A 23255-nucleotide genomic window follows, 5' to 3' on the forward strand; every position below is an offset into this window, starting at 1 on the left:
AGGTTTATAATGTAATTGACATAATAAATATCAAAAGTAATCTTTTAAGGAGGTCATTATTATGCCTAATTACGTTAAAGCGGATCAGTTTTTCTATCCATTTGGCATTCGTCGCGGTGGGTACTTAGAACTTGTTGATGGCAAATTTGGGAAACATGTGGATCAAATTCCTGAAGGAGCAGAGGTTCTTGACTATACTGGTTATAGCATTGCACCAGGTCTTGTGGATACTCATATTCATGGATATGCAGGTGTAGATGTGATGGACAACAACATTGAAGGTACATTGCATACTATGAGTGAAGGACTTCTTAGTACCGGTGTTACCAGTTTCTTGCCCACAACTTTAACAGCCACTTATGAGCAATTGCTTGCAGTCACTGAAAATCTTGGGAACCATTATAAAGAAGCAACAGGTGCTAAGATTCGTGGGATTTATTATGAAGGTCCATATTTCACAGAAACTTTTAAGGGGGCACAAAATCCAACTTATATGAGAGACCCGGGTGTTGAGGAGTTTCATTCTTGGCAGGATGCTGCAAAAGGGATGCTAAATAAAATCGCTATTGCACCAGAACGTGATGGGGTGGAAGATTTTGTACGTACTATTACAGGTGAAGGTGTGACAGTTGCACTTGGGCACTCAGATGCGACATTTGAACAAGCTAAGAAGGCAGTTGATGCTGGAGCTAGTGTATGGGTACATGCCTATAATGGGATGCGTGGTTTAACACACCGCGAACTAGGTATGGTAGGAGCTATGTATGAGCTCCCACATACTTACGCAGAATTGATTTGTGATGGTTATCACGTAGATCCAAAAGCTTGTGAGATTTTACTTAAGCAAAAGGGGACAGAAAACATCGCTCTTATTACGGACTGTATGACAGCTGGTGGGCTTGAAGACGGTGACTATATGTTGGGAGAATTCCCTGTTGTAGTAGCAAATGGAACTGCACGTCTCAAATCTACTGGTAATTTGGCAGGTTCTATCCTCAAACTTAAAGATGGTATGAGAAATGTAGTCGAGTGGGGTATTGCGAATCCGCATGAAGCAGTCATGATGGCCAGCCTCAACCCAGCTAAATCCGTTCACATTGACGATGTCTGTGGTCAAATCCGTGAAGGCTACGACGCAGACTTTATCGTATTAGATAAAGATTTGGAATTGGTAGCAACCTACCTAGACGGTGTGAAACGTTATCAAGCATAAGATAAAAAAGCAGAAGTTAGACTAGCTTCTGTTTTTTTATCTATATTGCTTTACCGGTAAATAAAAAAGTTAAAAAAATCACAAAAAATCTTGAAGAAACAAATGAAAGGGTTTACAATTATATTATAAATAGTACAAATAAAAAACGGAGGAGTACTTTATGAAAGCCTATACTTATGTTAAACCAGGACTTGCTTCTTTTGTTGATGTAGACAAACCAGTTATTCGCAAGCCAACAGACGCTATTGTGCGTATCGTAAAAACTACTATTTGTGGAACAGACCTCCATATTATCAAAGGGGATGTTCCTGCTTGCCAAAGTGGTACCATTCTTGGTCACGAAGGGATTGGGATTGTTGAAGAAGTTGGAGAAGGAGTTTCGAACTTCAAAAAAGGCGATAAGGTCTTGATTTCTTGTGTCTGTGCCTGTGGTAAATGCTACTACTGTAAAAAAGGAATCTATGCCCACTGTGAAGACGAAGGAGGCTGGATTTTTGGTCACTTGATTGATGGTATGCAGGCTGAATATCTACGTGTCCCTCATGCAGATAACACTCTTTACCACACTCCAGAAGACTTGTCAGACGAAGCCTTGGTTATGCTATCAGACATTCTACCTACTGGATATGAAATTGGTGTCTTAAAAGGGAAAGTAGAACCTGGTTGTAGCGTAGCCATTATTGGTTCAGGACCAGTTGGATTGGCTGCTCTTTTGACAGCTCAATTCTATTCACCAGCTAAATTGATTATGGTGGATTTAGACGATAACCGCTTGGAAACTGCTGTATCATTTGGTGCGACTCATAAGATTAATTCTTCAGACCCTGAAAAAGCCATTAAAGAAATTTATGATTTGACAGATGGTCGTGGTGTGGATGTTGCTATCGAAGCTGTTGGTATTCCTGCAACATTTGATTTCTGTCAAAAGATTATCGGTATAGACGGAACAGTTGCCAACTGTGGTGTACATGGTAAACCAGTTGAATTCGATTTAGACAAACTTTGGATTCGCAACATCAATGTAACAACTGGTTTGGTATCTACAAATACGACTCCACAATTGTTGAAAGCACTTGAAAGTCATAAGATTGAACCAGAAAAATTGGTAACTCATTATTTCAAACTCAGTGAAATTGAAAAAGCCTACGAAGTCTTCAGTAAGGCAGCAGACCACCATGCCATTAAGGTCATTATCGAAAACGATATTTCAGAAGCTTAAGTAGTAAAAAGATTTTGGAACATAAGCACATAGAAATTCAGTCATCCATCAGATGGCTGGATTTTTTATCAAAAAATTAAGAGATGAGCATATTTCTTTCCTTGTCTGGCGGAATTGGTTATAATATACGGTACAAAGGAATGAATGAATATGTATCGTGTTATAGAAATGTACGGAGATTTTGAACCTTGGTGGTTCTTAGAAGGTTGGGAAGAAGATATTGTAGCAAGTAGAAAATTTGACCAGTATTATGATGCTCTCAAATACTACAAAACTTGCTGGTTTAGATTGGAACAAGAATCCCCTCTTTATAAAAGCAGAAGTGACTTGATGACCATTTTTTGGGATCCAGAAGACCAACGCTGGTGTGATGAATGTGATGAGTATTTACAACAATACCATTCTTTGGCTCTTTTACAGGATGAGCAGGTTATCCCAGATGAAAAACTACGTCCAGGCTATGAAAAACAAACTGGTCAGGAAAGGCACCGTTCTTGCCGTATGAAATTAAGATAGAGAAAAAGTAACTTTTTTGGAGTTGCTTTTTTTATTTTTCCAATTCTTTGCGAATAGTATAGGTGAGGAGGTAAGTATGGTTCAAGAAATTGCACAAGAAATCATTCGTTCGGCTCGGAAAAAAGGGGCGCAGGATATTTATTTTGTCCCTAAGTTAGACGCCTATGAGCTTCATATGAGGGTCGGAGACGAGCGCTGTAAAATCGGTTGTTATGATTTTGAAAAGTTTGCGGCCGTCATCAGTCACTTTAAGTTTGTGGCGGGTATGAATGTGGGAGAAAAGCGACGTAGTCAGCTTGGTTCCTGCGACTATGCCTATGATGATAAGATGGCGTCCCTACGTCTATCTACTGTAGGTGATTATCGAGGGCACGAGAGTTTAGTTATTCGCTTGTTGCACGATGAGGAGCAGGATTTGCATTTTTGGTTTCAGGATATTGAAGAACTGGGTAAGCAGTACAGGCAACGTGGTCTCTATCTCTTTGCTGGTCCAGTCGGAAGTGGCAAGACGACCTTGATGCACGAATTAGCCAAGTCTCTCTTTAAAGGACAGCAAGTTATGTCCATCGAAGATCCTGTAGAAATCAAGCAGGACGACATGCTTCAGTTGCAGTTGAACGAAGCAATCGGGTTGACCTATGAAAATCTCATCAAGCTTTCCTTACGTCATCGACCGGACCTCTTGATTATCGGAGAAATTCGGGACAGCGAGACGGCGCGTGCAGTGGTCAGAGCTAGTTTGACAGGTGCGACAGTCTTTTCAACCATTCATGCCAAGAGTATTCGAGGTGTTTATGAACGCCTGCTGGAGTTGGGTGTGAGTGAGGAGGAATTGGCAGTCGTTCTGCAAGGAGTCTGCTACCAGAGATTAATTGGGGGAGGAGGAATTGTTGACTTTGCAAACAAAGACTATCAAGAACACCAGCCAACTAGCTGGAATGCACAGATTGACCAGCTTCTTAAAGATGGACATATCACAAGTCTTCAGGCTGAAACGGAAAAAATTAGCTACAGCTAAGCAAAAAAATATCATCACCCTGTTTAACAATCTCTTTTCCAGCGGTTTTCATCTGGTGGAGACCATCTCCTTTTTAGATAGGAGTGCCTTGTTGGACAAGCAGTGTGTGATCCAGATGCGTGCGGGCTTGTCTCAGGGGAAATCATTTTCAGAAATGATGGACAGTTTGGGATTTTCAAGTGTCATTGTCACTCAGTTATCCCTAGCGGAAGTCCATGGAAATCTCCACCTGAGTTTGGGAAAGATAGAAGAGTATCTAGACAATCTGGCCAAGGTCAAGAAAAAATTAATTGAAGTAGCGACCTATCCCTTGATTTTGCTGGGTTTTCTTCTCCTAATCATGCTGGGGCTACGGAACTACCTACTACCACAACTGGATAGTAGCAATATTGCTACCCAAATTATCGGCAATCTGCCACAAATCTTTCTAGGAATAGTAGGCTTTGTTTCAGTTGGTGTCCTTTTAGCACTCACTTTTTATAAAAGAAGTTCGAAGATGCGCGTCTTTTCTATCCTAGCACGCATTCCTTTTCTTGGAATCTTTGTGCAGACCTATTTGACAGCCTATTATGCGCGTGAGTGGGGGAATATGATTTCGCAAGGGCTGGAGTTGACGCAGATTTTTCATATCATGCAGGAACAAGGTTCCCAGCTCTTTAAAGAAATCGGTCAAGATCTGGCTCAAGCCCTGCAAAATGGTCGAGAATTTTCTCAAACTATAGGAACCTATCCTTTCTTTAAGAAAGAGTTGAGTCTCATCATCGAGTATGGGGAAGTCAAGTCCAAGCTGGGGAGTGAGTTGGAAATCTATGCTGAAAAAACTTGGGAAGCCTTTTTTACCCGAGTCAATCGCACCATGAATCTGGTGCAGCCACTGGTTTTTATCTTTGTGGCTCTGATTATCGTTTTACTTTATGCGGCAATGCTCATGCCCATGTATCAAAATATGGAGGTAAATTTTTAAAATGAAAAAAATGATGACATTCTTGAAAAAAGCGAAGGTTAAAGCTTTTACACTTGTGGAAATGTTGGTGGTCTTGCTCATCATCAGCGTGCTTCTCTTGCTCTTTGTACCTAATTTGACCAAGCAAAAAGAGGCGGTCAATGACAAAGGAAAAGCTGCTGTTGTTAAGGTGGTAGAAAGCCAGGCAGAGCTTTATAGTTTGAATAAAAACGAAGAGGCTACTCTAAGCAAATTACAAGCAGATGATCGCATCACAGAAGAGCAAGCTAAAGCTTATAAAGAATATCATGCAAAACAAAATAAGACTCAAACGGTCGCGGATTAAGGCCTTTACCATGCTGGAAAGCCTCTTGGTTTTGGGTCTTGTGAGTATCCTTGCCTTGGGCTTGTCAGGCTCTGTCCAGTCCACTTTTGCGGCGGTAGAGGAGCAGATTTTCTTTATGGAGTTTGAAGAACTCTATCGGGAAACTCAAAAACGCAGTGTAGCCAGTCAGCAAAAGACTAGTCTGAACTTAGATGGGCAGACGATTGGCAATGGCAGTCAAAAGTTGACAGTTCCTAAAGGAATTCAGGCACCATCAGGCCAAAACATTACATTTGACCGAGCTGGGGGCAATTCGTCTCTGGCTAAGGTTGAATTTCAGACCAGCAAAGGAGCGATTCGTTATCAATTATATCTAGGAAATGGAAAAATTAAACGCATTAAGGAAACAAAAAATTAGGGCAGTGATTTTACTGGAAGCAGTAGTCGCTCTAGCTATCTTTGCCAGTATTGCTACCCTTCTTTTGGGACAAATTCAAAAGAATAGGCAAGAAGAAGCAAAAATCTTGCAGAAAGAAGAAGTTGTGCGTGTCGCTAAGATGGCACTGCAGACAGGTCAAAATCAGGTAAACATCAACGGAGTTGAGATTCAGGTGTTTTCTAGTGAAAAAGGATTGGAGGTCTACCATGGTTCAGAACAGTTGTTGGCTATCAAAGAGCCATAAGGTCAAGGCTTTCACTTTGTTGGAATCCCTGATTGCCCTCATTGTCATCAGTGGAAGTTTACTCCTCTTTCAAGCCATGAGTCAGCTTCTCATTTCAGAAGTTCGCTACCAGCAACAGAGCGAGCAAAAGGAGTGGCTCTTGTTTGTGGACCAGCTGGAGGCAGAATTAGACCGTTCGCAGTTCGAAAAAGTGGAGGGCAATCGCCTCTATATGAAGCAGGATGGCAAGGAAATTGCGATAGGTAAGTCCAAGTCAGATGATTTTCGGAAAACCGATGCCAGTGGACGAGGCTATCAACCTATGGTTTATGGCCTCAAATCAGCTCAGATTACAGAGGAGAATCAAGTGGTTCGCTTTCGTTTTCAGTTCCAAAAAGGCTTAGAAAGGGAGTTCATCTATCGTGTGGAAAAAGAAAAAAGTTAAGGCAGGTGTTCTTCTCTACGCAGTCACCATGGCAGCCATTTTTAGTCTTTTGTTACAATTTTACTTGAACCGGCAAGTCGCCCACTATCAAGACTATGCTTTAAATAAAGAAAAGCTGGTTGCTTTTGCCATGGCTAAGCGAACCAAAGATAAGGTTGACAAGGAAAGTGGGGAACAGATCTTTAATCTGGGTCAGGTGAGTTATCAAAACAAGAAAACAAGCTTGGTGACAAGGGTTCGTACACCTAAGAGTCAATATGAGTTCCTGTTTCCTTCAGTCAAAATCAAAGAAGAGAAAACAGAGAAAAAGGAAGAGGTAGCGACCGATTCAAGCGAAAAAGTGGAGAAGAAAAAATCAGAAGAGGAGCTTGAAAAGAAAGAGAACTCATAGTCCACGTCTTTTCTATAAGGGTGTTCACATACTTTGCCATTTAATTGGTGTTGTTGCCAATATTGGCTAGAAGATGTTGAGGATAGGAAAAACTCAATTTCAGGAGAAAATGAAGTGAAATAAAATGCATAATATCAAGATTGTTCAATATCTGATACTATGCGTTTTTTGATTTTAAAGACTTTTTGCTCAGGCTTATATTAATGATGTAGATATGTTCCTCAGAAACGCATTTTATAAAAAACTCAGTCATAGTTTTGGTATGACTTTGTATCAACTTCTCTTTGAAAAGTGCAATTTGTCATAATGAGATCTCTTTTAAATTTGAAAGAGTAGAGGTAGGATTCTTCCTAAGATAAAAATTGACAAAAAAGCAATATCTTAAAAGGTCTGCTTCGTCAATTTTTCAGTAAGTGTCCGTATACTTACCGTGTTTGCTACTAAACAGTAGATAGCGATAAGTCTTTATTGTTTTATATGTTCTAGGTAATGTTTTTTATAACTTGAATGTAAGTGATGTTTATTTAATAGTTCCAAGATTTTAAGAGATTTTTCCATCTTTTTCTTACCTGTACTTAGTCCAAGTTTATGCTCATAGTATCCATTGGCATAGGTAAAAACAGTCTCCTCGTAAAAGTTTAACTCGTCTCGGAGCAAGTCTTTAATTTCTTGGATAAGGAATTGACAATTGTTAAAAAACTCATTATCTATACTACTTATCAAGCAATTTATTGAGAGCTGAGTCACTAAAATTTTATTAGTTTTATTATTTACTGAAAAATGATAATTTTTGAGCATTTCTTTGGTTAGCAAGAAGACAGTGTTATAATTGAGGGTTCTAACACAATTTCCAAGTAGCACTATTTCATAAAAACCCCAAATTTCAACTGAGAATAGATAATCAGTTAATTCAAGCAACTCCTCTTCACTTGGTGAAATGTCAGGAGTAAGTGTATATAATAGAGATTTTAGCATCGTATTTTCGAGAGAGTTAGTGGTGTATTTTGAGTTTGCATTAAGTAAGATTTTTAACGATTCCACGTCATTTCGAGAGTACAGTTTTCTTATATTATTAATTAGTGTCGGAAATCGGGGCAACGTATTATTGTTATGTATTGAAATAAACTCATCAATAGTAACATTTAATTTATTAAGAAGATTAATTAGTCTTATACATGAAATTTCAGACTCTCCTCGTTCAAATCTTGAAATTTGAGATTTCGATAAACAACCATCCTCTAATTGAGTGATGGAGATATTTTTACTTTTTCTAATTTTTCGTAAGCTATGCCCAAGATTTGATTTCATGTCGATATTCCCACTTTCACAACAAAAATTCATTTAACACATTTCCATTATACAATAAAATTATTGAAAGGGGGAGTAACTTTGAAAAAACATTTAAATTTAATTGTGATTTTTACCTTACTTATGGACATTATCATAATTGTTGGAGGATAATAGGGAGTACTTTAGTGTGGTACATAATTCTATAGTAGGATGTGCTTAAAATCTCAATTTGAACAAAAAAAGTAACGTCCATATTGAGTTTTTAAAAGATGTTTTTCGATGCAGTAGTAAGTAAGAGAAAATAGTTATGTCTAGAATTAGATGGGGATGTGTGCTTAAAATTTTAGGTATAATAGCTCAAAGGTAAGTTACCCTTCTCTGTACTATCTGAAGGAAATATCAAATATACTAAATTTATACTAGAAGACTGCAGCTCCTTAATTTATAGTTAATGAGAGGAAGACGATGGAGATAAAAATTTATAGATATGTTATTGAACAATTTATTTTAGAATTACAAAGAAATTATCCTAAAAAAATGTTTGGCTATTTTTTGTCTGACAACAATGATAACATTGCCAGTTCATTTTATATTTTTGATTCAGATGATAGGCAAAATGAGGAGAATTCGGAAAGATTTATTAAATTAGGAAAGTATTATGAAAATAATGTTAATGCTGGTTTTGTGTCAAGTATGGAAGAGACATTTAGGTTTGAACAACACTTGATGACTAATAATTTAAAAAAATTAGGTGTTTTTCATGTACATTTAAGACATCCAGCTATTTTTTCAATTGTTGATAAAGAACTACATCCGTCTCCTAACTTATGGCACTTGATTATTAGTATGAGGAATTTTCATAAGCCTTCTTTAAGTGTTTTTGAGGTTACAAAAGACTGGTTTGAGGAGAGAGAGCTAGTAGTTATTGATTCTTTAGATAGTCGAGTCTCTAATTTTAAAGAAAAGACAGAATTTTACTTTGTGAATACCATTTTAAATTCGATTGGTAACCAAAGTAGGGAGGCACAAATTTCTGTTTTAAGTGAACTATTATCAACACCAGGATTACCGCACGAAGTTCTCGTTGAAATTCTGATTTATTGTAAAAATAAGAAGGAACCAGATATTCAAAGGTTATACAGCACTTGGAAAGAGATGAACAAGGTAGAAGTTGATTTAAACTATAGCAAAGTTTCTAATACTAGAATGATCTCTAATACACCAATAACAAATTTTCAATACAAACAAGTCTTTCCAGAACATATATTTGATGATGAATATAAAGATTTTCCTGTAGTAAATATAAGCTGGTACAGCGCAAAATTGTTTTCCGAAATTACAGGGACTTCATTACTAACGGAAGAAATTTGGACTAAGTATTGTGATGATAAAGTTGGTGAGAATTTTTGGGAGCATTATAACCCTGAATTGATGGAAGTTGCTGTTTATTCAGAAAATTCTAATAACAAACTTCATAAAGTAGGTACAAAAAAATCTAATCAGTTTGGTTTATTCGATATGCAAGGTAATGCATGGGAATGGTGTGAGAGTGAAAAAAATTCAATAGCTCCTACAAAAGGAGGTAGCTACTTAGCATTTCCTGAGATGTGTAGACAAATCGTTAGCCAGTTTGAGTTGAAAGATTTTTTTGCAAAAGATATAACGTTTAGAGTAATGAAAGAAGGTAAATATGAAATTTAAGTATTTGAGTAAGGAAGTTGATTACACAACAGATAATTTAGAAAGTGGTATCAATTATTTAATAGAGATTGATTCAGAATTTAAAGATACGTTTTTAGACAAAAATGGTAAATTAAAATGGAATTGTATCATTGCTAAAAATGGCTCTATTCTAGATTTCAAACGAGATAATTTAGCTGTTGTAGATATTCAACCGACAGATGAATTGTTCTTAATGTTACAATTAAGTGGAGGATGAAAATGAGTACAACTAGATATAGAAGACAAATTTTGATAGAACAAATAGGAGAAGAGGGACAATTAGAATTAACAAATTCAAAAATAGCTGTTGTAGGAGCGGGAGGTCTGGGATCACCTATTCTATATTATCTAACAGCAGCTGGAGTAGGTCATATCAAAATTGTTGATTTTGATATATTTGATGTTAGTAATCTTAATCGGCAAATACTTCATAATGAAACTAGACTGGGAATGTCCAAGGCTAGATCCGCATTTTTAACATTGAGCAGATTGAATAGTGAAATTGAAGTAGATTACTATGAAAATAAAATTACAATAGAATCTGCTGAAGAAATATTTAAAGATTGTGACTTAATAATTGATGCAGTTGATAACATTGCAACCAGACTTGTTCTAAACCAGCATTCTATTAAGCATGGTGTACCGGTTCTTTTTGGAGCAGTAGAATCATTTGAAGGATATTTATATATGTTCGATCCTAATAATAAGGATTTACCTTGTTACGAATGTTTATTCCCGAATTCATCAAATTGTGAAAAAAGAGAAATTCCAATTGTTGGTTCAACTGCGGGTGTAATTGGAACATGGCAAGCCTCTGAAGCCTTGAAATATTTGGTAGGATATAACTATAAGAACTATTTTTTAAAAATTGACTTATTGGGAAATACAATCGAAAAAATTAATTTTTTAAGAAGAAACGACTGTAAAGCTTGTAGCGAAAGAGGTTGATGTGATGTCAGATATAAGAGAATTAAGTGATTACGAGCAGAGTGAAAGCTTACCATTTGTCTGCTATGATAGAAGTATGTTCCATTATTTTCAAAGAATTAATAAATTCAATTTTTTTAAAGTTTTATTTATTGATAGATACTTAGGTTTTCAATATTCTGATGGTAACGAGCCGCTATTACCATATAATTATAATGGTTTTGATAAATTAAAAGCGAATTATGGTGTGGATATCGAGAGCACTGTCGAAGAGCTTTCTGGAATTCTAACAGAACGATTTTCTAATGGCTATATGGCTTATGCTATGTTAAAAACAGTTCATAAAGATGGAAGTTTTTATAATACAAATACATTAATTGAAGATATTAAAGGTGATATTGTCTATATTACTAAAACTAATGAAACTATGAGGAAGGTTTATACACCTATAACTATTAATGAGCTTCTAGATAGATTTCCACTTACAGAAGAGGGGAAGGTATCACTTTCATTTATTAAAGCGGATCAATTTTTTGAAAAACACCAAAATCTTAAAATTGAAAATGTCTTGAAAAATATCTTGATAGGAGAATACCAATATGAAATAAAGCACGGCAATCTCTATAGAGATAAAAAGGTTATGGTTCCTAACTGCAATGCTTTTCAAAAGTTAATTGGATATTTTGAGAATGAAGAGCCCCAAATATTAGAGAATGGGATTAACAAAAAAAATCAATTGCGAATGTATAAACATATTGCTAATAAAATTAATCCAATATTAAATTGTTGGGAAATGATTATAGAGTTTGATGACGATGATATTATACGAGAATCGATAACAAATGTCAGAAATGATTTAAAATCACTGTTTAAATGGTTTAGTTTACTTAATAGTAAGTTAAACAAAGCTTTCTATAAAAACTATATGGTTTCACTTATTAAGCTTAGCGAGGATTATTCAGTGTTTCAAAATTCAGTCCATTCATATGTATTATCAAAGGAGAAAAAATGATTAATGAAGTTTTTAGCGGAATCATAGAAGAGTCTATACTAAATGGTATTATAAACAATCCAGAAGAGTACCAAGATAGTTCCATTAAGGAAATTGGTGTTGACAGTTTAGCAACTATGGAAATTGTGCTTCGAATTGAGGAATTGTGTGATATTGAAATTAATTACGATACTTTTGACATTGATGATATATCAACAGTTGGTAAGATTTTGAAATTATTAGAGGATAATGCATGAGGATGATTATATGAAACATCTATTTATTTTAACTGAGAGTTCAAGTGTTCCATATATTTATAAAAACGCAATCATGTTTGGATATAAACCTATATTTTTATATACAATTGATGCTTGGGACATTAACAATGATTACAGATATGAACTAATTGATTTTTCAAAATCAGAAATGGACATAGCTAAATATTTAAAAGGAAAATATGAAGATATAGTTGGAGTTGTATCTTGTATTGAACAATTGACATATAAAATGGCAAAAATCTCTGAATTTTTAGGGGTTTCAATCAATAATAGAAGTTCCTACACAAACCTACGTGATAAAAAAGCGATGAAAGAATGTTGGGAACAAAATGGAGTTTCTACCCCTAAGTCGTATGGAATTTTTCATAACGCCAATATAGATAGAGATGATTTACACTATCCCGTAATTGTAAAACCTGTTTTTGGAGCGGCTAGTGCAGGAGTGAAAAAGATTTTCTCTTTTTCTGAACTACAATCACAAATTAAGCAAATTTTGAGATATAATTTAACAACACTTGCAAATGAAGGAAAAGTGAGATCAGGATTCATCATTGAACAATTTGTAACAGGGGCAGAATACTCTGTGGATACTATCTGGGTTAATGGTAAGCCAATTTTAAGTGGCATATTAAGTAAGAGTACTCCAAAGGAACCAGATTTTCCAGATAGACTTTATTTTACTGACACTGAACTAGATTATGAAACACGAGCAAAAATACTCGAAGAAACTTATAAGGGGATTAGTGCGGCAGGGGTGAAAAATGGCTGTACACATACTGAGGTTAGAGTAATGGATGGTAAAGTATTTTTAATAGAGGCTGCTTTACGTCCAGGAGCTGGTGGAGCTCTTTACCGAATTTTAACAGAATCAACGGAAATTGATTTTTATAAATATTTGATTATTGCAAATACACCTAGTTTAATAGCAGCTTATAACAATACAGAAGAAATCATCGTTACTCCCCAAAAAAGGTTTTTTTGGTATAACGTATCTTATGAAGGAGCTGGAAAAATAAAGGGGCTTGATGTAAAAAAAGAATTAGCTGAAGATTCTAATATTAAGTCTGTAATATTTAGAAGAAAGATTGGGTCATACCTCCCTAGAGAAGGTATGTCGTCATCGTATCTTGCTTGGGTAATTGGACTTCTACCTGAAAGTGTGAATTCAGAATTTGAAATAGAAAGTTATATGAACTATATGGATAATAACATAATTGTATCATATGGATAGGTAAAATAATGAAAAAAAGGAAACCGAATGTGATATTACCAATAGGGATGTTAATTTCAAATATTGGAAATGGGATGTATACTTTAGCTATCGGCATTATACTATATGGCCATACAGGAAAAACATCCAGTTTCGCATTTATTGTAGTTTTGCAAGCTTTTCTTTCATTCTTAACGCAATCTTTTGCCAGCGTCATAAGTGATAAGGGATTTGCTCAGATATCAGCTATTTGGGCAGAGTTATTTAGAGGAACTATAATTATTACATGTGGGGCGCTAGCTTATTTTGTTGATGTAAATTTTTTAATTCTTGCAGCTACGTTACTTAGTTTACTTCAACCATTTTACAGAACCTCTATTTTTGTACTCGGTCCAATGATTGCAGATGGAGCAGAACTCGCAAAGTATAATTCTCGAGTCTCAGCATTTCAACAAATTGGGCAGTTGATAGGTGCAGGGATAGCAGGGGTAATTATAGGATTCTCACCATATTTAGCAATCTTTTTAAACGGTGTCTCTTATCTTGTGTCTTCTTATACCATGTTTATTTCTAAAATAGAACATCAAGATAAGAATACAAATAGATTTTTAAAGTCATTACATCTTTTAAAGTTTAAAAATGTTCTTTATGACTGGAGAGAATTAGTAATGCATTTGTTTGAAAGAAAGTTAATTTTATATCTTGCTATTTTAGGAGTAACCGATGTTGTAATAGCAAATTATGTTAACATTCTTTATGCACCATTGTTGAATCATTTTAGATTGTCAGATTACTGGTTATCGATTTGGGATGCAATGTTTGCTATAGGAGCAATTTTAGGTGTGGAGTGGTTTGGTCGAGCAAGAAAATTTCATGGGAATATAATTTTATCAATTATTGGATTAGCGATTCAATTAGTCTGCTTTTTATCTATTATATGTATAGATATGTATCATTTGGTTTCTGTAATGTTTATATTGGGAGTTGGAAATAGTATATCATCCTCTAGTTTTAATTTGACTTTACAGACTGAAGCTAAAAAGGAATTCTTAGGCCGAATTTCTGGAGTAAGACAAATGAGTATTTCACTAGCAACAACTTTTTTAATACCATTTTTGAGTTCAAATCTCAATAAATCGGTTAATTTAGGGAATATAACAATGTCTTTAATTATTGGAGGAGTTATATTGTTGAGTTTTATTTTATTGAATGTCTTTTTAAGGATGGGAGAACGAAGAGATGCTAGCTGAGAAAATTGCAGAAAATATTGAAAAGCATAAGGATAAAATTGCTCTTTGGGATAAAGATAAAGCTATTAGTTACGGAAAACTAGGAGATGTTATAAAGCTTAATTTAGATAGAATAAATACTGTGGGGAATGTTGGAATACTAACTTCACATAGTTCGGAAGGTATAATCGCAGAATTAATTTGTTTATTTCTTAATAAAACATTTATTCCTATTGTTGATAATTTACCAACTTTTAGAATCGAAAAAATGATTGAGATTTCAAATATTACAGGGATAATAATTGCAACAGAAGACAAAAGAGTTGTGCAAGATTTAAAAGAGAAATACCCCAAACTAGATTTTTTTTCAATTAGGAAAAATGGATCTGTTAAAAAAAATGTTTTCATGTCTAAAGTTTATAATGAAGTTCCTAACGATATGTATCACTTATATACTTCGGGTTCTACAGGAATCCCTAAAGCAGTTGTCCAGACAAAAAAGTCAGTTTATCATTTTGCAACACAATATATTGAGAGATTAGATATCAATAGCGAAGATAGGCTAACGTTGTTTTCTAGCTTAGGTCATGATGCCTCTATCATTGATATATATTCAAGTTTACTATCTGGTGCTTCTCTATTTGTATGTGATATACGAAATATTCTTATGTTACGCAAATTAGAGATTTGGCTGCCACAACATGAAATAACTGTTTGGCATAGTGTTCCCACATTGCTACGTTCTTTCTTTAGATTTTGTAAAAAAGATGTAAAATCTTTAAGACTTTGCGTTTTAGGAGGGGAAGCAGTACTGGAAAGTGATTTTGTAAAAGTAAGTTCAATGTTTAGTGGTGCCAGACTCTACTCATTATATGGTCAGACGGAACATTCGTATACATCAGGTATATTTATTAATAGTGTTAATGATGTTGGTATTTTAGGTGAACCCATTGACGGTGTAGACTTTGAGATGATTCCTATGACAGAAAAAGAATTTATGGTTAGAATTAATTCGCCATATATTTTAAAATCATATTTAAATTCAAATGATAAACCAGTCTGTCAAGGGAATATTTTTGATACAGGTGATGTCGCAATAAACAACTCAGAGGGTAAGTATAAGTTTTTAGGAAGAAGAGACACTCAAATTAAAATTCGTGGATATCGAGTTGATTTACATGAGATAGAGGCAATTGTAAGTGGATTCTATACAGATATTGATTTGTGGATTATTTCTTTGTCGGTTGGAGAAAATACTTTTTTGATTGGTGTTTACAAAGGTGTGGACGTTGATATCCAATCAGTAAATTCATTGATTTTATCTGTATTACCTGAATATTGTAGTTTGAATAAATTAATTAAGTTAAATGAAGACTTTCCATTAACAGTTACAGGAAAAAGAAATCTAGGAATTTTAAAATCTATTATTTTAGAAAAATATATTAACTGATAAAGTTATGTGATAAGGGTACTAACTTAATTTAGTTAAAGAGCACAACACTTTTTCATTCTGTATTGTGCCTTGAGTGAAACGAAAGGAATGAATTATAAACATAAAAGTTTAGTATATAGATTATTTCTCTCAAAATATGTAAATAAGATAGAATACTAAATTTATAGCAGACTTAGAGAAAAGCAGAAACTAGCAATGATACTAGTTTCTGCTTTTCTCCATAATAATTAATTTCCCCCTTTTTCCTTCTAAATCTTTCTTCACAACAAAAAAACCTGAATTTCTATATGCTTTTTGAGCCAATATATTTTTTTCATTTACAGCCAATATAATATGGTTAATTTCTAATTTTAAAGTTGAGTCTATGAATTCAAATATTTCATTCAGAGCATTGGAACCATATCCTTGATTTCTGAAATTATCATCAATAGAAAATCCTCTAATAAGCGCATAATCATTTTGATAATAGCCATACTCTTTAGGACCAGTGTTTAGATGTAGGCAAAAAAATCCAATTACTTTATGGTCTTTATTAAGTATTACTATTGCGTATCTATACTTATCTTTTTTAGACTTTTCAATAATATTTTTTGGGGTATCAGTATGTGTAATATCATTTAAAGAATAAGAACTTAAAGAATGGTAATGGTCAACTTCACTATATAAAGATAATTTCATAATAATTAATTCCTTTCTCTTTATGTAAGATACATAACTAAATAGGACTCTAGGTATGTAGATTTTTTTATGAAATGTCCTATAAAAATCAGATATATTTAGAGTTATTGCTTTAATCTTTTATTTTCCTTATTAAAAGTAGAAAAATCTTTTATAGATCCAAATAGGTTCATAATCCACTTTGGATTAAGTTTGTCTATAGCAGTGCCCGTAAATATCTGCAACAATATACCAATAAGAGCTTCAATCATAAAAGTTAATCCAAATGCAGCACTTGAACCAGTTTTATCATATAAAAGTTTACCAACGATAATATTAAATATACCATTTCTAATTGTACAATAAATAAAAACTGTTTAAAAATTTGTTGGGAAAATGGGAAAAGATATAAATGGAAACTTAGTATAACACTTGGAAAACTCTGTAAAAATAGTAAATCAGTTCATGTCCCGTTTTTTCTCTAGGAAAGATGGACAACTCCTCGTTGCTGATTTTACCAAGACAGAAGCTAACCATCATGGATTTGATTTAGCTGAACTGGAAAACAAGCTAATTGAGCATGGTTTTTCATCTGTACATAGTCAGATCCTCTATAGCGCTGAAGACCTGTTTCAAGGAAATTACTCAGAACTCTTTTTAACAGTAGCCCAAAAATCACTCGCCTAGTTAGGGAGTGATTTTTCTATAAGGATGGAAAAAAGCAGGGAATTTTGATAAGATAGGAATATGGATTTTGAAAAAATTGAACAAGCTTATACCTATTTACTAGAGAATGTCCAAGTCATCCAAAGTGATTTGGCGACCAATTTTTATGATGCCTTGGTGGAGCAAAACAGCATCTATCTGGATGGTGAAACTGAGCTAGAGCAGGTCAAAGACAACAATCAGGCCCTTAAACGTTTAGCACTTCGCAAAGAAGAATGGCTCAAGACCTACCAGTTTCTCTTGATGAAGGCTGGGCAAACAGAACCCTTGCAGGCCAATCACCAGTTTACGCCAGATGCCATTGCTTTGCTTTTGGTGTTTATTGTGGAAGAGTTGTTTAAAGAGGAGGAAATCACTATCCTCGAAATGGGTTCTGGCATAGGAATTCTGGGTGCTACTTTCTTGACCTCGCTTGATAAAAAGGTGGATTACTTGGGAATGGAAGTGGATGATTTGCTGATTGATTTGGCAGCTAGTATGGCAGATGTAATTGGTTTGCGGGCTGGCTTTGTCCAAGGAGATGCCGTTCGTCCGCAAATGCTCAAAGAAAGCGATGTGGTCATCAGCGACTTACCTGTCGGCTATTATCCTGATGATGCCGTTGCAGCGCGCCATCAAGTTGCTTCTAGCCAAGAACATACTTACGCCCATCACTTGCTCATGGAACAAGGACTTAAGTACCTCAAGTCAGATGGATATGCTATTTTTCTAGCTCCGAGTGATTTGTTGACCAGTCCTCAAAGTGATTTGTTAAAGGGGTGGTTGAAAGAGGAGGCAAGTCTGGTTGCTATGATTAGTTTGCCTGAAAATCTCTTTGCCAATGCCAAACAATCCAAGACCATTTTTATCTTACAGAAGAAAAGTGAAATAGCAGTAGAACCCTTTGTTTATCCACTTGCTAGCTTGCAAGATGCAAGTGTTTTAATGAAATTTAAAGAAAATTTTCAAAAATGGACTCAAGGTACTGAAATATAAAATAGATTTTGTTATAATAGTTGAAAACGCTTAAAAGAGGTAATTGATAATGACAAAAACAATCGCAATCAATGCAGGAAGTTCAAGTTTGAAATGGCAATTATACTTAATGCCAGAGGAAAAAGTGTTAGCCAAAGGTTTGATTGAACGTATCGGTTTGAAAGATTCAATTTCAACTGTAAAATTTGACGGCCGTTCTGAACAACAAATTTTGGATATCGAAAATCACACACAAGCTGTTAAAATTTTATTGGATGACTTGATTCGTTTCGATATTATCAAGGCTTATGATGAGATTACTGGTGTTGGCCACCGTGTTGTTGCAGGTGGAGAATATTTCAAAGAATCAACAGTTGTTGAGGGAGATGTTTTAGAAAAAGTTGAAGAGTTGAGTTTGTTGGCTCCTCTCCACAATCCAGCCAATGCAGCAGGTGTTCGTGCCTTCAAGGAATTGTTGCCAGACATTACCAGCGTAGTTGTTTTTGATACTTCATTCCACACAACTATGCCAGAGAAAGCTTATCGCTACCCTCTACCAACAAAATATTACACAGAAAACAAGGTTCGTAAATATGGTGCTCATGGGACAAGCCATCAGTTTGTAGCAGGAGAAGCAGCAAAACTCTTGGGACGTCCATTAGAAGACTTGAAATTGATCACTTGCCATATCGGTAATGGAGCTTCTATTACAGCCGTTAAAGGTGGTCAATCTGTGGATACTTCAATGGGCTTCACTCCACTTGGTGGTGTGATGATGGGTACTCGTACAGGGGATATTGACCCAGCCATCATTCCTTACTTAATGCAATATACAGAGGACTTTAACACGCCTGAAGACATTAGTCGTGTCCTTAATCGTGAATCAGGGCTTATGGGTGTTTCAGGCAAATCTAGTGATATGCGTGATGTGATTGCTGCTATGGAAGAAGGGGACCACGATGCCACTTTAGCCTATGAAATGTATGTTGATCGTATCCAAAAACATATCGGTCAATACCTTGCAGTCCTAAATGGAGCAGATGCTATTATCTTCACAGCAGGTATCGGAGAAAATGCAGCTGCTGTACGTAAGGATGTTATCTCAGGCATTTCTTGGTTTGGCTGTGATGTTGATCCAGAAAAGAACGTCTTTGGCGTGACAGGAGACATCTCAACAGAGGCAGCGAAGATTCGTGTTTTGGTTATTCCAACAGATGAAGAACTAGTCATTGCTCGTGATGTTGAACGCTTGAAAAAATAAGTAAAACTAGAAAAAATATTCCGTACAAGGAGTTGGGAAAGAGATTTTTCCAGCTTCTTTTTTTAAACTTAACTAGCTTTGAAAGGATAGCTGTTGTTGCTTTTGAGAAGAGTTAAAAGTGATAAAAGATAACTTATTTCTAATTTTCGCTTAGAATGACAGGTGTCATCGATTAATATTTTATATTATGTCAATTTTCGCTTGTATTCGCTTACAATTTATGCTATAATAGAACTGTAATAAGTTATAAGAGCTGTTGTATCGTTCTTGGTTTATAGTTATGGAGGTAACATCATGGGTACTATTATGGAATTTGCAACAGAAAAACAGATTGAATCATTTCTTTCAACTTGTCATATCGAGGGACAAAGGAATTTTCTGATGGCTTTTAAGAAAAAGACATGGCTGAAATCCTTTATTGATTTTTTCATTATAGGAGGAGCCTACTATGTTCAGTCGAGTGTGAAGCCAAAGATTATGTCATTCACATCTAAGGGGATTTACTTGATGGACATTAGTGATGTAACTGAAAATCGTCCTAATCAAGTCATTGAGATGTCCTGGAGTCAAGTTGAAGATTTTAGTTATAACACAGTCTTGAACACAGTCAGAATTAAATGGCACTATCAAAGTGAACAGTACATCTTTTCAGTAGATGTAGGTAATATCAGTCAACATTTAGGACAGTATCAATTTAACAAACAACATTATGACTATTTAGCACAACACGATTTCTTTCAGAAAGAGTGAATGACATGAAAAAGATAATTACAAAATGTATTGTTATTGCTACGACTTTGCTTATTATGGTACCGAGTTTTATAGGGATTGCATAAGCTAACGAAACAAAGGTTCCAAATACAACTGTAGAGTATATTGATGTTGCCGAAGTAGAGAAGGATTTGAAATTCTTATTTACAGAAGCGACGAGTTATGAGAATGGCGTTTTTTATGTTAATAAAGAATTATTGACAGAACGCTACGGCACTTTAGCACCGTATATTGCAATGGGCATTGAACGTGTTTATACAGAGCTTAATTTGGTTCAAAATTTGCAAGCATCTTTACAAGATAGAGATTTTGTTTCATGTATGCGTGATGAGTTGATTGGTATGATTCCAGGTATGGAACTTGTTGATTTAATGAGAGGGGACATTATCAGTTATATTCAAGATAAAATGTGGGGAAAAGCTGCCTCATATATAGCAATGAAACTTGCTAAATTTGGCATGAAGAGCAACGTTGCAGGAATCGTTGCACAATTAGGAATCTCTGCTGGAAAATGTGCTATTTGGGGTTAGTTATGCTTAAATACTTGTAATTAAGAATGTTAAAATGATAGTTCTGTCTTTAATGAATGTGATAAAGTGGTTGGAAAATAAATTTCTAACCACTTTGTCGTTTTTAGTGTTTACAGGGGAAATGACTTCAAATTTTTAAAGTTTTAAGTATAGAATGTTACGGGAACAGCAGACATTGTGACAATAAGAAAGAGAATGAAAGCACGACGAAAAGGATTAAAAATAAACAAGAGAATATTGGTGGAATTGTCCCAAACCTTGCTATGATTGGCTTTTTTGAAAAATATGGTATAATAGTAGTAATTTAATAGATGGAGTTGAGTTTTGAAGAAAAACTTTCGTGTAAAAAGAGAGAAAGATTTTAAGGCGATTTTCAAGGAGGGAACAAGTTTTGCTAATCGCAAATTTGTTGTCTACCAATTAGAAAACCAGAAAAACCATTTTCGAGTAGGTCTATCAGTTAGCAAAAAACTGGGGAATGCCGTCACTAGAAATCAAATCAAGCGACGAATCCGACATATTATCCAGAATGCAAAAGGGAGTCTGGTAGAAGATGTTGACTTTGTTGTCATTGCTCGAAAAGGGGTCGAAACCTTGGGATACGCAGAGATGGAGAAAAATCTACTCCACGTATTAAAATTATCAAAGATTTACCAGGAAGGAAATGGGAGTGAAAAAGAAACTACAGTTGACTAGTTTGCTAGGACTGTCTCTATTGATTATGACAGCCTGTGCAACTAATGGGACAACTAGCGATATTACGGCAGATTCGACTGATTTTTGGAGTAAATTTGTTTACTTCTTTGCGGAAATCATTCGCTTTTTATCGTTTGATATCAGTATCGGAGTGGGGATTATTCTCTTTACGGTCTTAATTCGTACACTGCTTTTGCCAGTCTTTTAGGTGCAAATGGTGGCGTCTAGAAAAATGCAGGAAGCTCAACCACGCATTAAGGCGCTACGAGAACAATATCCAGGCAGAGATATGGAAAGCAGAACCAAGTTAGAGCAGGAAATGCGTAAAGTCTTTAAAGAAATGGGTGTCAGACATTCAGATTCTCTTTGGCCAATTTTGATTCAGATGCCGCTTATTTTGGCCTTGTTTCAAGCTCTATCAAGAGTTGACTTTTTAAAGACAGGTCATTTCTTATGGATTAACCTTGGCGGTGTGGATACAACCCTTGTGCTTCCGATTTTAGCAGCAGTATTTACCTTTTTAAGTACTTGGTTATCCAATAAAGCCTTGTCTGAGCGAAATGGCGCTACGACGGCGATGATGTATGGGATTCCAGTCTTGATTTTTATCTTTGGGGTTTATGCTCCGAGCGGAGTTGCTCTCTACTGGGCAGTGTCCAATGCTTATCAAGTCTTACAAACCTATTTCTTGAACAATCCATTCAAGATTATCGCAGAACGCGAGGCTCTAGTACAGGCACAGAAAGATTTGGAAAATAGAAAAAGAAAAGCCAAGAAAAAGGCTCAGAAAATGAAATAATAAGGAGGAATCTGGTAATGGTAGTATTTACAGGTTCAACTGTTGAGGAAGCAATCCAGAAAGGATTGAAAGAATTAGATATTCCAAGAATGAAGGCTCACATCAAAGTCATTTCTCGTGAAAAAAATGGATTTTTTGGTTTATTTGGTAAAAAACCAGCCCAGGTTGACATTGAAGCCATTAGTGAAACAACTGTCATTAAGGCAAATCAACAAGCTGTTAAGGGTGTTCCTAAAGAAATCAATGAACAAAATGAACCAGTTAAAACAGTCAGTGAAGCGACCGTTGATTTGGGTCATGTTGTAGAAGCAATTAAAAAGATTGAAGAGGGAGGCCAAGGTATTTCTGATGAAGTCAAGGCTGAAATCTTAAAACATGAAAGACATGCCAGCACTATCTTGGAAGAAACTGGTCACATTGAGATTTTAAATGAGTTACAACTTGAAGAAACTGCTCTCGAAGAAGTAGAAACGCCTATTATTGAAAGCCAAACTGAGCAAACTGAAAGTCAAGAACTAGAGGACTTGGGCTTGAAGGTTGAACCGAGCTTTGATATTGAACAAGTAGCTACGGAAGTAACGACTTATGTTCAAACAATTATTGATGACATGGATGTTGAAGCTACACTTTCAAATGATTATAACCGTCGTAGTATCAACTTGCAAATTGATACTAACGAACCAGGTCGTATTATCGGCTACCATGGTAAAGTCTTGAAGGCCTTGCAACTGTTGGCTCAAAATTATCTTTATAATCGCTATTCAAGAACCTTCTACATTACAATCAATGTCAATGATTATGTTGAACACCGTGCAGAAGTCTTGCAGACCTATGCGCAAAAATTGGCGACTCGTGTTTTAGAAGAAGGGCGCAGTCATAAAACAGATCCAATGTCAAATAGCGAACGCAAGATTATCCATCGTATTATTTCACGTATGGATGGCGTGACTAGTTACTCTGAAGGTGATGAACCAAATCGCTATGTTGTTGTAGATACAGAATAAGTAAAATCAGGTTTATCCTGATTTT

General features: G+C 35.3%; 26 protein-coding genes and 2 pseudogenes. 26 read left to right on the plus strand and 2 right to left on the minus strand.

Annotated features, from left to right (window positions below; genetic code table 11):
* Positions 1–61 precede the first annotated feature (61 nt).
* The 10 genes from nagA (at position 62) to comGG (ending at position 6732) form a co-directional block, all read left to right on the plus strand.
* Positions 62–1213 (plus strand): N-acetylglucosamine-6-phosphate deacetylase, encoded by a 1152-nt coding sequence (nagA, locus tag SMIDD28_RS10350; RefSeq protein ID WP_001134549.1) that lies wholly within the window; start codon positions 62–64, stop codon positions 1211–1213.
* A 160-nt stretch (positions 1214–1373) separates the two neighbouring features.
* Positions 1374–2432 carry a zinc-dependent alcohol dehydrogenase family protein gene (locus SMIDD28_RS10355; protein WP_049534723.1) on the plus strand — a complete coding sequence of 353 codons (1059 nt, stop codon included), beginning with the start codon at positions 1374–1376 and terminating at the stop codon, positions 2430–2432.
* Positions 2433–2582: 150 nt separating this feature from the next.
* The gene (locus SMIDD28_RS10360; protein WP_061425870.1) at positions 2583–2948 is read left to right on the plus strand and encodes a DUF1033 family protein; all 366 of its coding nucleotides are present in this window, start codon (positions 2583–2585) and stop codon (positions 2946–2948) included.
* A gap of 76 nt (positions 2949–3024) precedes the next feature.
* Entirely contained in the window at positions 3025–3966 is a 942-nt protein-coding gene (comGA, locus tag SMIDD28_RS10365) for a competence type IV pilus ATPase ComGA (RefSeq protein ID WP_061425871.1), read from the plus strand.
* The gene (gene comGB / locus SMIDD28_RS10370; RefSeq protein ID WP_081103298.1) at positions 3914–4930 is read left to right on the plus strand and encodes a competence type IV pilus assembly protein ComGB; all 1017 of its coding nucleotides are present in this window, start codon (positions 3914–3916) and stop codon (positions 4928–4930) included. Before comGA ends, comGB begins: the two co-directional genes overlap by 53 nt.
* Position 4931: 1 nt before the next feature.
* Positions 4932–5255 (plus strand): competence type IV pilus major pilin ComGC, encoded by a 324-nt coding sequence (gene comGC / locus SMIDD28_RS10375; RefSeq protein ID WP_000738649.1) that lies wholly within the window; start codon positions 4932–4934, stop codon positions 5253–5255.
* Positions 5218–5652 carry a competence type IV pilus minor pilin ComGD gene (comGD, locus tag SMIDD28_RS10380; RefSeq protein WP_061425873.1) on the plus strand — a complete coding sequence of 145 codons (435 nt, stop codon included), beginning with the start codon at positions 5218–5220 and terminating at the stop codon, positions 5650–5652. The genes comGC and comGD overlap by 38 nt, the downstream gene beginning before the upstream one ends.
* Positions 5615–5917 carry a competence type IV pilus minor pilin ComGE gene (comGE, locus tag SMIDD28_RS10385; protein WP_071478895.1) on the plus strand — a complete coding sequence of 101 codons (303 nt, stop codon included), beginning with the start codon at positions 5615–5617 and terminating at the stop codon, positions 5915–5917. Before comGD ends, comGE begins: the two co-directional genes overlap by 38 nt.
* The gene (comGF, locus tag SMIDD28_RS10390; protein ID WP_061425874.1) at positions 5880–6341 is read left to right on the plus strand and encodes a competence type IV pilus minor pilin ComGF; all 462 of its coding nucleotides are present in this window, start codon (positions 5880–5882) and stop codon (positions 6339–6341) included. The genes comGE and comGF overlap by 38 nt, the downstream gene beginning before the upstream one ends.
* On the plus strand, positions 6319–6732 hold the full coding sequence (gene comGG, locus SMIDD28_RS10395) for a competence type IV pilus minor pilin ComGG (protein ID WP_061425875.1): 414 nt from the start codon (positions 6319–6321) through the stop codon (positions 6730–6732). Before comGF ends, comGG begins: the two co-directional genes overlap by 23 nt.
* 465 nt (positions 6733–7197) lie before the next feature.
* Here comGG and SMIDD28_RS10400 read toward each other — a convergent pair whose 3' ends face one another.
* Complete coding sequence (locus SMIDD28_RS10400) at positions 7198–8040, minus strand: helix-turn-helix domain-containing protein (protein WP_061425906.1); 843 nt, start codon at positions 8038–8040, stop codon at positions 7198–7200.
* 447 nt (positions 8041–8487) lie between these two features.
* On the opposite strand from SMIDD28_RS10400, the gene SMIDD28_RS10405 reads away from it, so the two are divergent.
* From SMIDD28_RS10405 to SMIDD28_RS10440, 8 genes are read left to right on the plus strand one after another with little or no spacing between them, the layout of a single operon-like run.
* Complete coding sequence (locus tag SMIDD28_RS10405; RefSeq protein ID WP_061425876.1) at positions 8488–9723, plus strand: SUMF1/EgtB/PvdO family nonheme iron enzyme; 1236 nt, start codon at positions 8488–8490, stop codon at positions 9721–9723.
* Positions 9713–9961: a ubiquitin family protein gene (locus tag SMIDD28_RS10410; protein ID WP_061425877.1), complete on the plus strand. Its 249-nt coding sequence runs from the start codon at positions 9713–9715 to the stop codon at positions 9959–9961. The genes SMIDD28_RS10405 and SMIDD28_RS10410 overlap by 11 nt, the downstream gene beginning before the upstream one ends.
* Positions 9962–9963: 2 nt before the next feature.
* On the plus strand, positions 9964–10692 hold the full coding sequence (locus SMIDD28_RS10415; RefSeq protein WP_061425878.1) for a HesA/MoeB/ThiF family protein: 729 nt from the start codon (positions 9964–9966) through the stop codon (positions 10690–10692).
* A gap of 4 nt (positions 10693–10696) precedes the next feature.
* Positions 10697–11683, plus strand: coding sequence for a hypothetical protein (locus SMIDD28_RS10420; RefSeq protein WP_155719338.1), 987 nt, complete (start codon positions 10697–10699; stop codon positions 11681–11683).
* On the plus strand, positions 11680–11919 hold the full coding sequence (locus SMIDD28_RS10425; RefSeq protein WP_061425880.1) for a phosphopantetheine-binding protein: 240 nt from the start codon (positions 11680–11682) through the stop codon (positions 11917–11919). The genes SMIDD28_RS10420 and SMIDD28_RS10425 overlap by 4 nt, the downstream gene beginning before the upstream one ends.
* 10 nt (positions 11920–11929) lie before the next feature.
* Complete coding sequence (locus SMIDD28_RS10430) at positions 11930–13171, plus strand: ATP-grasp domain-containing protein (RefSeq protein ID WP_196756378.1); 1242 nt, start codon at positions 11930–11932, stop codon at positions 13169–13171.
* A gap of 8 nt (positions 13172–13179) precedes the next feature.
* Positions 13180–14400: an MFS transporter gene (locus tag SMIDD28_RS10435; protein WP_061425882.1), complete on the plus strand. Its 1221-nt coding sequence runs from the start codon at positions 13180–13182 to the stop codon at positions 14398–14400.
* Positions 14390–15829 carry an AMP-binding protein gene (locus SMIDD28_RS10440; protein WP_061425883.1) on the plus strand — a complete coding sequence of 480 codons (1440 nt, stop codon included), beginning with the start codon at positions 14390–14392 and terminating at the stop codon, positions 15827–15829. Before SMIDD28_RS10435 ends, SMIDD28_RS10440 begins: the two co-directional genes overlap by 11 nt.
* 204 nt (positions 15830–16033) lie before the next feature.
* Here SMIDD28_RS10440 and SMIDD28_RS10445 read toward each other — a convergent pair whose 3' ends face one another.
* On the minus strand, positions 16034–16510 hold the full coding sequence (locus SMIDD28_RS10445; RefSeq protein WP_061425884.1) for a GNAT family N-acetyltransferase: 477 nt from the start codon (positions 16508–16510) through the stop codon (positions 16034–16036).
* Positions 16511–16972: 462 nt separating this feature from the next.
* Between SMIDD28_RS10445 and SMIDD28_RS10450 the strand changes: the two are divergent.
* From SMIDD28_RS10450 to jag, 8 genes and pseudogenes are all read left to right on the plus strand, one after another.
* Positions 16973–17176, plus strand: a pseudogene (locus SMIDD28_RS10450) (SAM-dependent methyltransferase); the annotation flags it as partial.
* A 60-nt stretch (positions 17177–17236) separates the two neighbouring features.
* Positions 17237–18190, plus strand: a complete 954-nt coding sequence (locus SMIDD28_RS10455) for a class I SAM-dependent methyltransferase (protein ID WP_061425886.1) — start codon at positions 17237–17239, stop codon at positions 18188–18190.
* A 49-nt stretch (positions 18191–18239) separates the two neighbouring features.
* A complete protein-coding gene (locus tag SMIDD28_RS10460) occupies positions 18240–19430 on the plus strand; it encodes an acetate kinase (RefSeq protein WP_061425887.1) in 1191 nt (396 codons plus the stop codon).
* Between the two features lie 294 nt (positions 19431–19724).
* Positions 19725–20180: a hypothetical protein gene (locus SMIDD28_RS10465; RefSeq protein WP_042900233.1), complete on the plus strand. Its 456-nt coding sequence runs from the start codon at positions 19725–19727 to the stop codon at positions 20178–20180.
* 152 nt (positions 20181–20332) lie between these two features.
* Positions 20333–20731, plus strand: coding sequence for a hypothetical protein (locus SMIDD28_RS10470; RefSeq protein ID WP_061425888.1), 399 nt, complete (start codon positions 20333–20335; stop codon positions 20729–20731).
* Between the two features lie 324 nt (positions 20732–21055).
* Positions 21056–21427 carry a ribonuclease P protein component gene (gene rnpA, locus SMIDD28_RS10475; protein ID WP_000739245.1) on the plus strand — a complete coding sequence of 124 codons (372 nt, stop codon included), beginning with the start codon at positions 21056–21058 and terminating at the stop codon, positions 21425–21427.
* Positions 21402–22226, plus strand: a pseudogene (locus SMIDD28_RS10480) (membrane protein insertase YidC). The gene rnpA and the pseudogene SMIDD28_RS10480 overlap by 26 nt, the downstream one beginning before the upstream one ends.
* Positions 22227–22243: 17 nt before the next feature.
* Positions 22244–23230, plus strand: a complete 987-nt coding sequence (gene jag, locus SMIDD28_RS10485) for an RNA-binding cell elongation regulator Jag/EloR (protein WP_061425889.1) — start codon at positions 22244–22246, stop codon at positions 23228–23230.
* Positions 23231–23255 lie beyond the last annotated feature (25 nt).

The sequence above is a fragment of the Streptococcus mitis genome, assembly GCF_001579045.1.
GTDB classification, from domain to species: domain Bacteria; phylum Bacillota; class Bacilli; order Lactobacillales; family Streptococcaceae; genus Streptococcus; species Streptococcus mitis_D.

Bases quoted from the DNA above. Each gene is read 5' to 3' on its own strand.
- nagA (WP_001134549.1), top strand. From the start codon at position 62: ATGCCTAATTACGTTAAAGCGGATCAGTTTTTCTATCCATTTGGCATT.
- SMIDD28_RS10355 (WP_049534723.1), top strand. From the start codon at position 1,374: ATGAAAGCCTATACTTATGTTAAACCAGGACTTGCTTCTTTTGTTGAT.
- SMIDD28_RS10360 (WP_061425870.1), top strand. From the start codon at position 2,583: ATGTATCGTGTTATAGAAATGTACGGAGATTTTGAACCTTGGTGGTTC.
- comGA (WP_061425871.1), top strand. From the start codon at position 3,025: ATGGTTCAAGAAATTGCACAAGAAATCATTCGTTCGGCTCGGAAAAAA.
- comGB (WP_081103298.1), top strand. From the start codon at position 3,914: ATGGACATATCACAAGTCTTCAGGCTGAAACGGAAAAAATTAGCTACA.
- comGC (WP_000738649.1), top strand. From the start codon at position 4,932: ATGAAAAAAATGATGACATTCTTGAAAAAAGCGAAGGTTAAAGCTTTT.
- comGD (WP_061425873.1), top strand. From the start codon at position 5,218: ATGCAAAACAAAATAAGACTCAAACGGTCGCGGATTAAGGCCTTTACC.
- comGE (WP_071478895.1), top strand. From the start codon at position 5,615: ATGGAAAAATTAAACGCATTAAGGAAACAAAAAATTAGGGCAGTGATT.
- comGF (WP_061425874.1), top strand. From the start codon at position 5,880: ATGGTTCAGAACAGTTGTTGGCTATCAAAGAGCCATAAGGTCAAGGCT.
- SMIDD28_RS10400 (WP_061425906.1), bottom strand. From the start codon at position 8,040: ATGAAATCAAATCTTGGGCATAGCTTACGAAAAATTAGAAAAAGTAAA.
- SMIDD28_RS10405 (WP_061425876.1), top strand. From the start codon at position 8,488: ATGGAGATAAAAATTTATAGATATGTTATTGAACAATTTATTTTAGAA.
- SMIDD28_RS10410 (WP_061425877.1), top strand. From the start codon at position 9,713: ATGAAATTTAAGTATTTGAGTAAGGAAGTTGATTACACAACAGATAAT.
- SMIDD28_RS10415 (WP_061425878.1), top strand. From the start codon at position 9,964: ATGAGTACAACTAGATATAGAAGACAAATTTTGATAGAACAAATAGGA.
- SMIDD28_RS10420 (WP_155719338.1), top strand. From the start codon at position 10,697: ATGTCAGATATAAGAGAATTAAGTGATTACGAGCAGAGTGAAAGCTTA.
- SMIDD28_RS10425 (WP_061425880.1), top strand. From the start codon at position 11,680: ATGATTAATGAAGTTTTTAGCGGAATCATAGAAGAGTCTATACTAAAT.
- SMIDD28_RS10430 (WP_196756378.1), top strand. From the start codon at position 11,930: ATGAAACATCTATTTATTTTAACTGAGAGTTCAAGTGTTCCATATATT.
- SMIDD28_RS10435 (WP_061425882.1), top strand. From the start codon at position 13,180: ATGAAAAAAAGGAAACCGAATGTGATATTACCAATAGGGATGTTAATT.
- SMIDD28_RS10440 (WP_061425883.1), top strand. From the start codon at position 14,390: ATGCTAGCTGAGAAAATTGCAGAAAATATTGAAAAGCATAAGGATAAA.
- SMIDD28_RS10445 (WP_061425884.1), bottom strand. From the start codon at position 16,510: ATGAAATTATCTTTATATAGTGAAGTTGACCATTACCATTCTTTAAGT.
- SMIDD28_RS10455 (WP_061425886.1), top strand. From the start codon at position 17,237: ATGGATTTTGAAAAAATTGAACAAGCTTATACCTATTTACTAGAGAAT.
- SMIDD28_RS10460 (WP_061425887.1), top strand. From the start codon at position 18,240: ATGACAAAAACAATCGCAATCAATGCAGGAAGTTCAAGTTTGAAATGG.
- SMIDD28_RS10465 (WP_042900233.1), top strand. From the start codon at position 19,725: ATGGGTACTATTATGGAATTTGCAACAGAAAAACAGATTGAATCATTT.
- jag (WP_061425889.1), top strand. From the start codon at position 22,244: ATGGTAGTATTTACAGGTTCAACTGTTGAGGAAGCAATCCAGAAAGGA.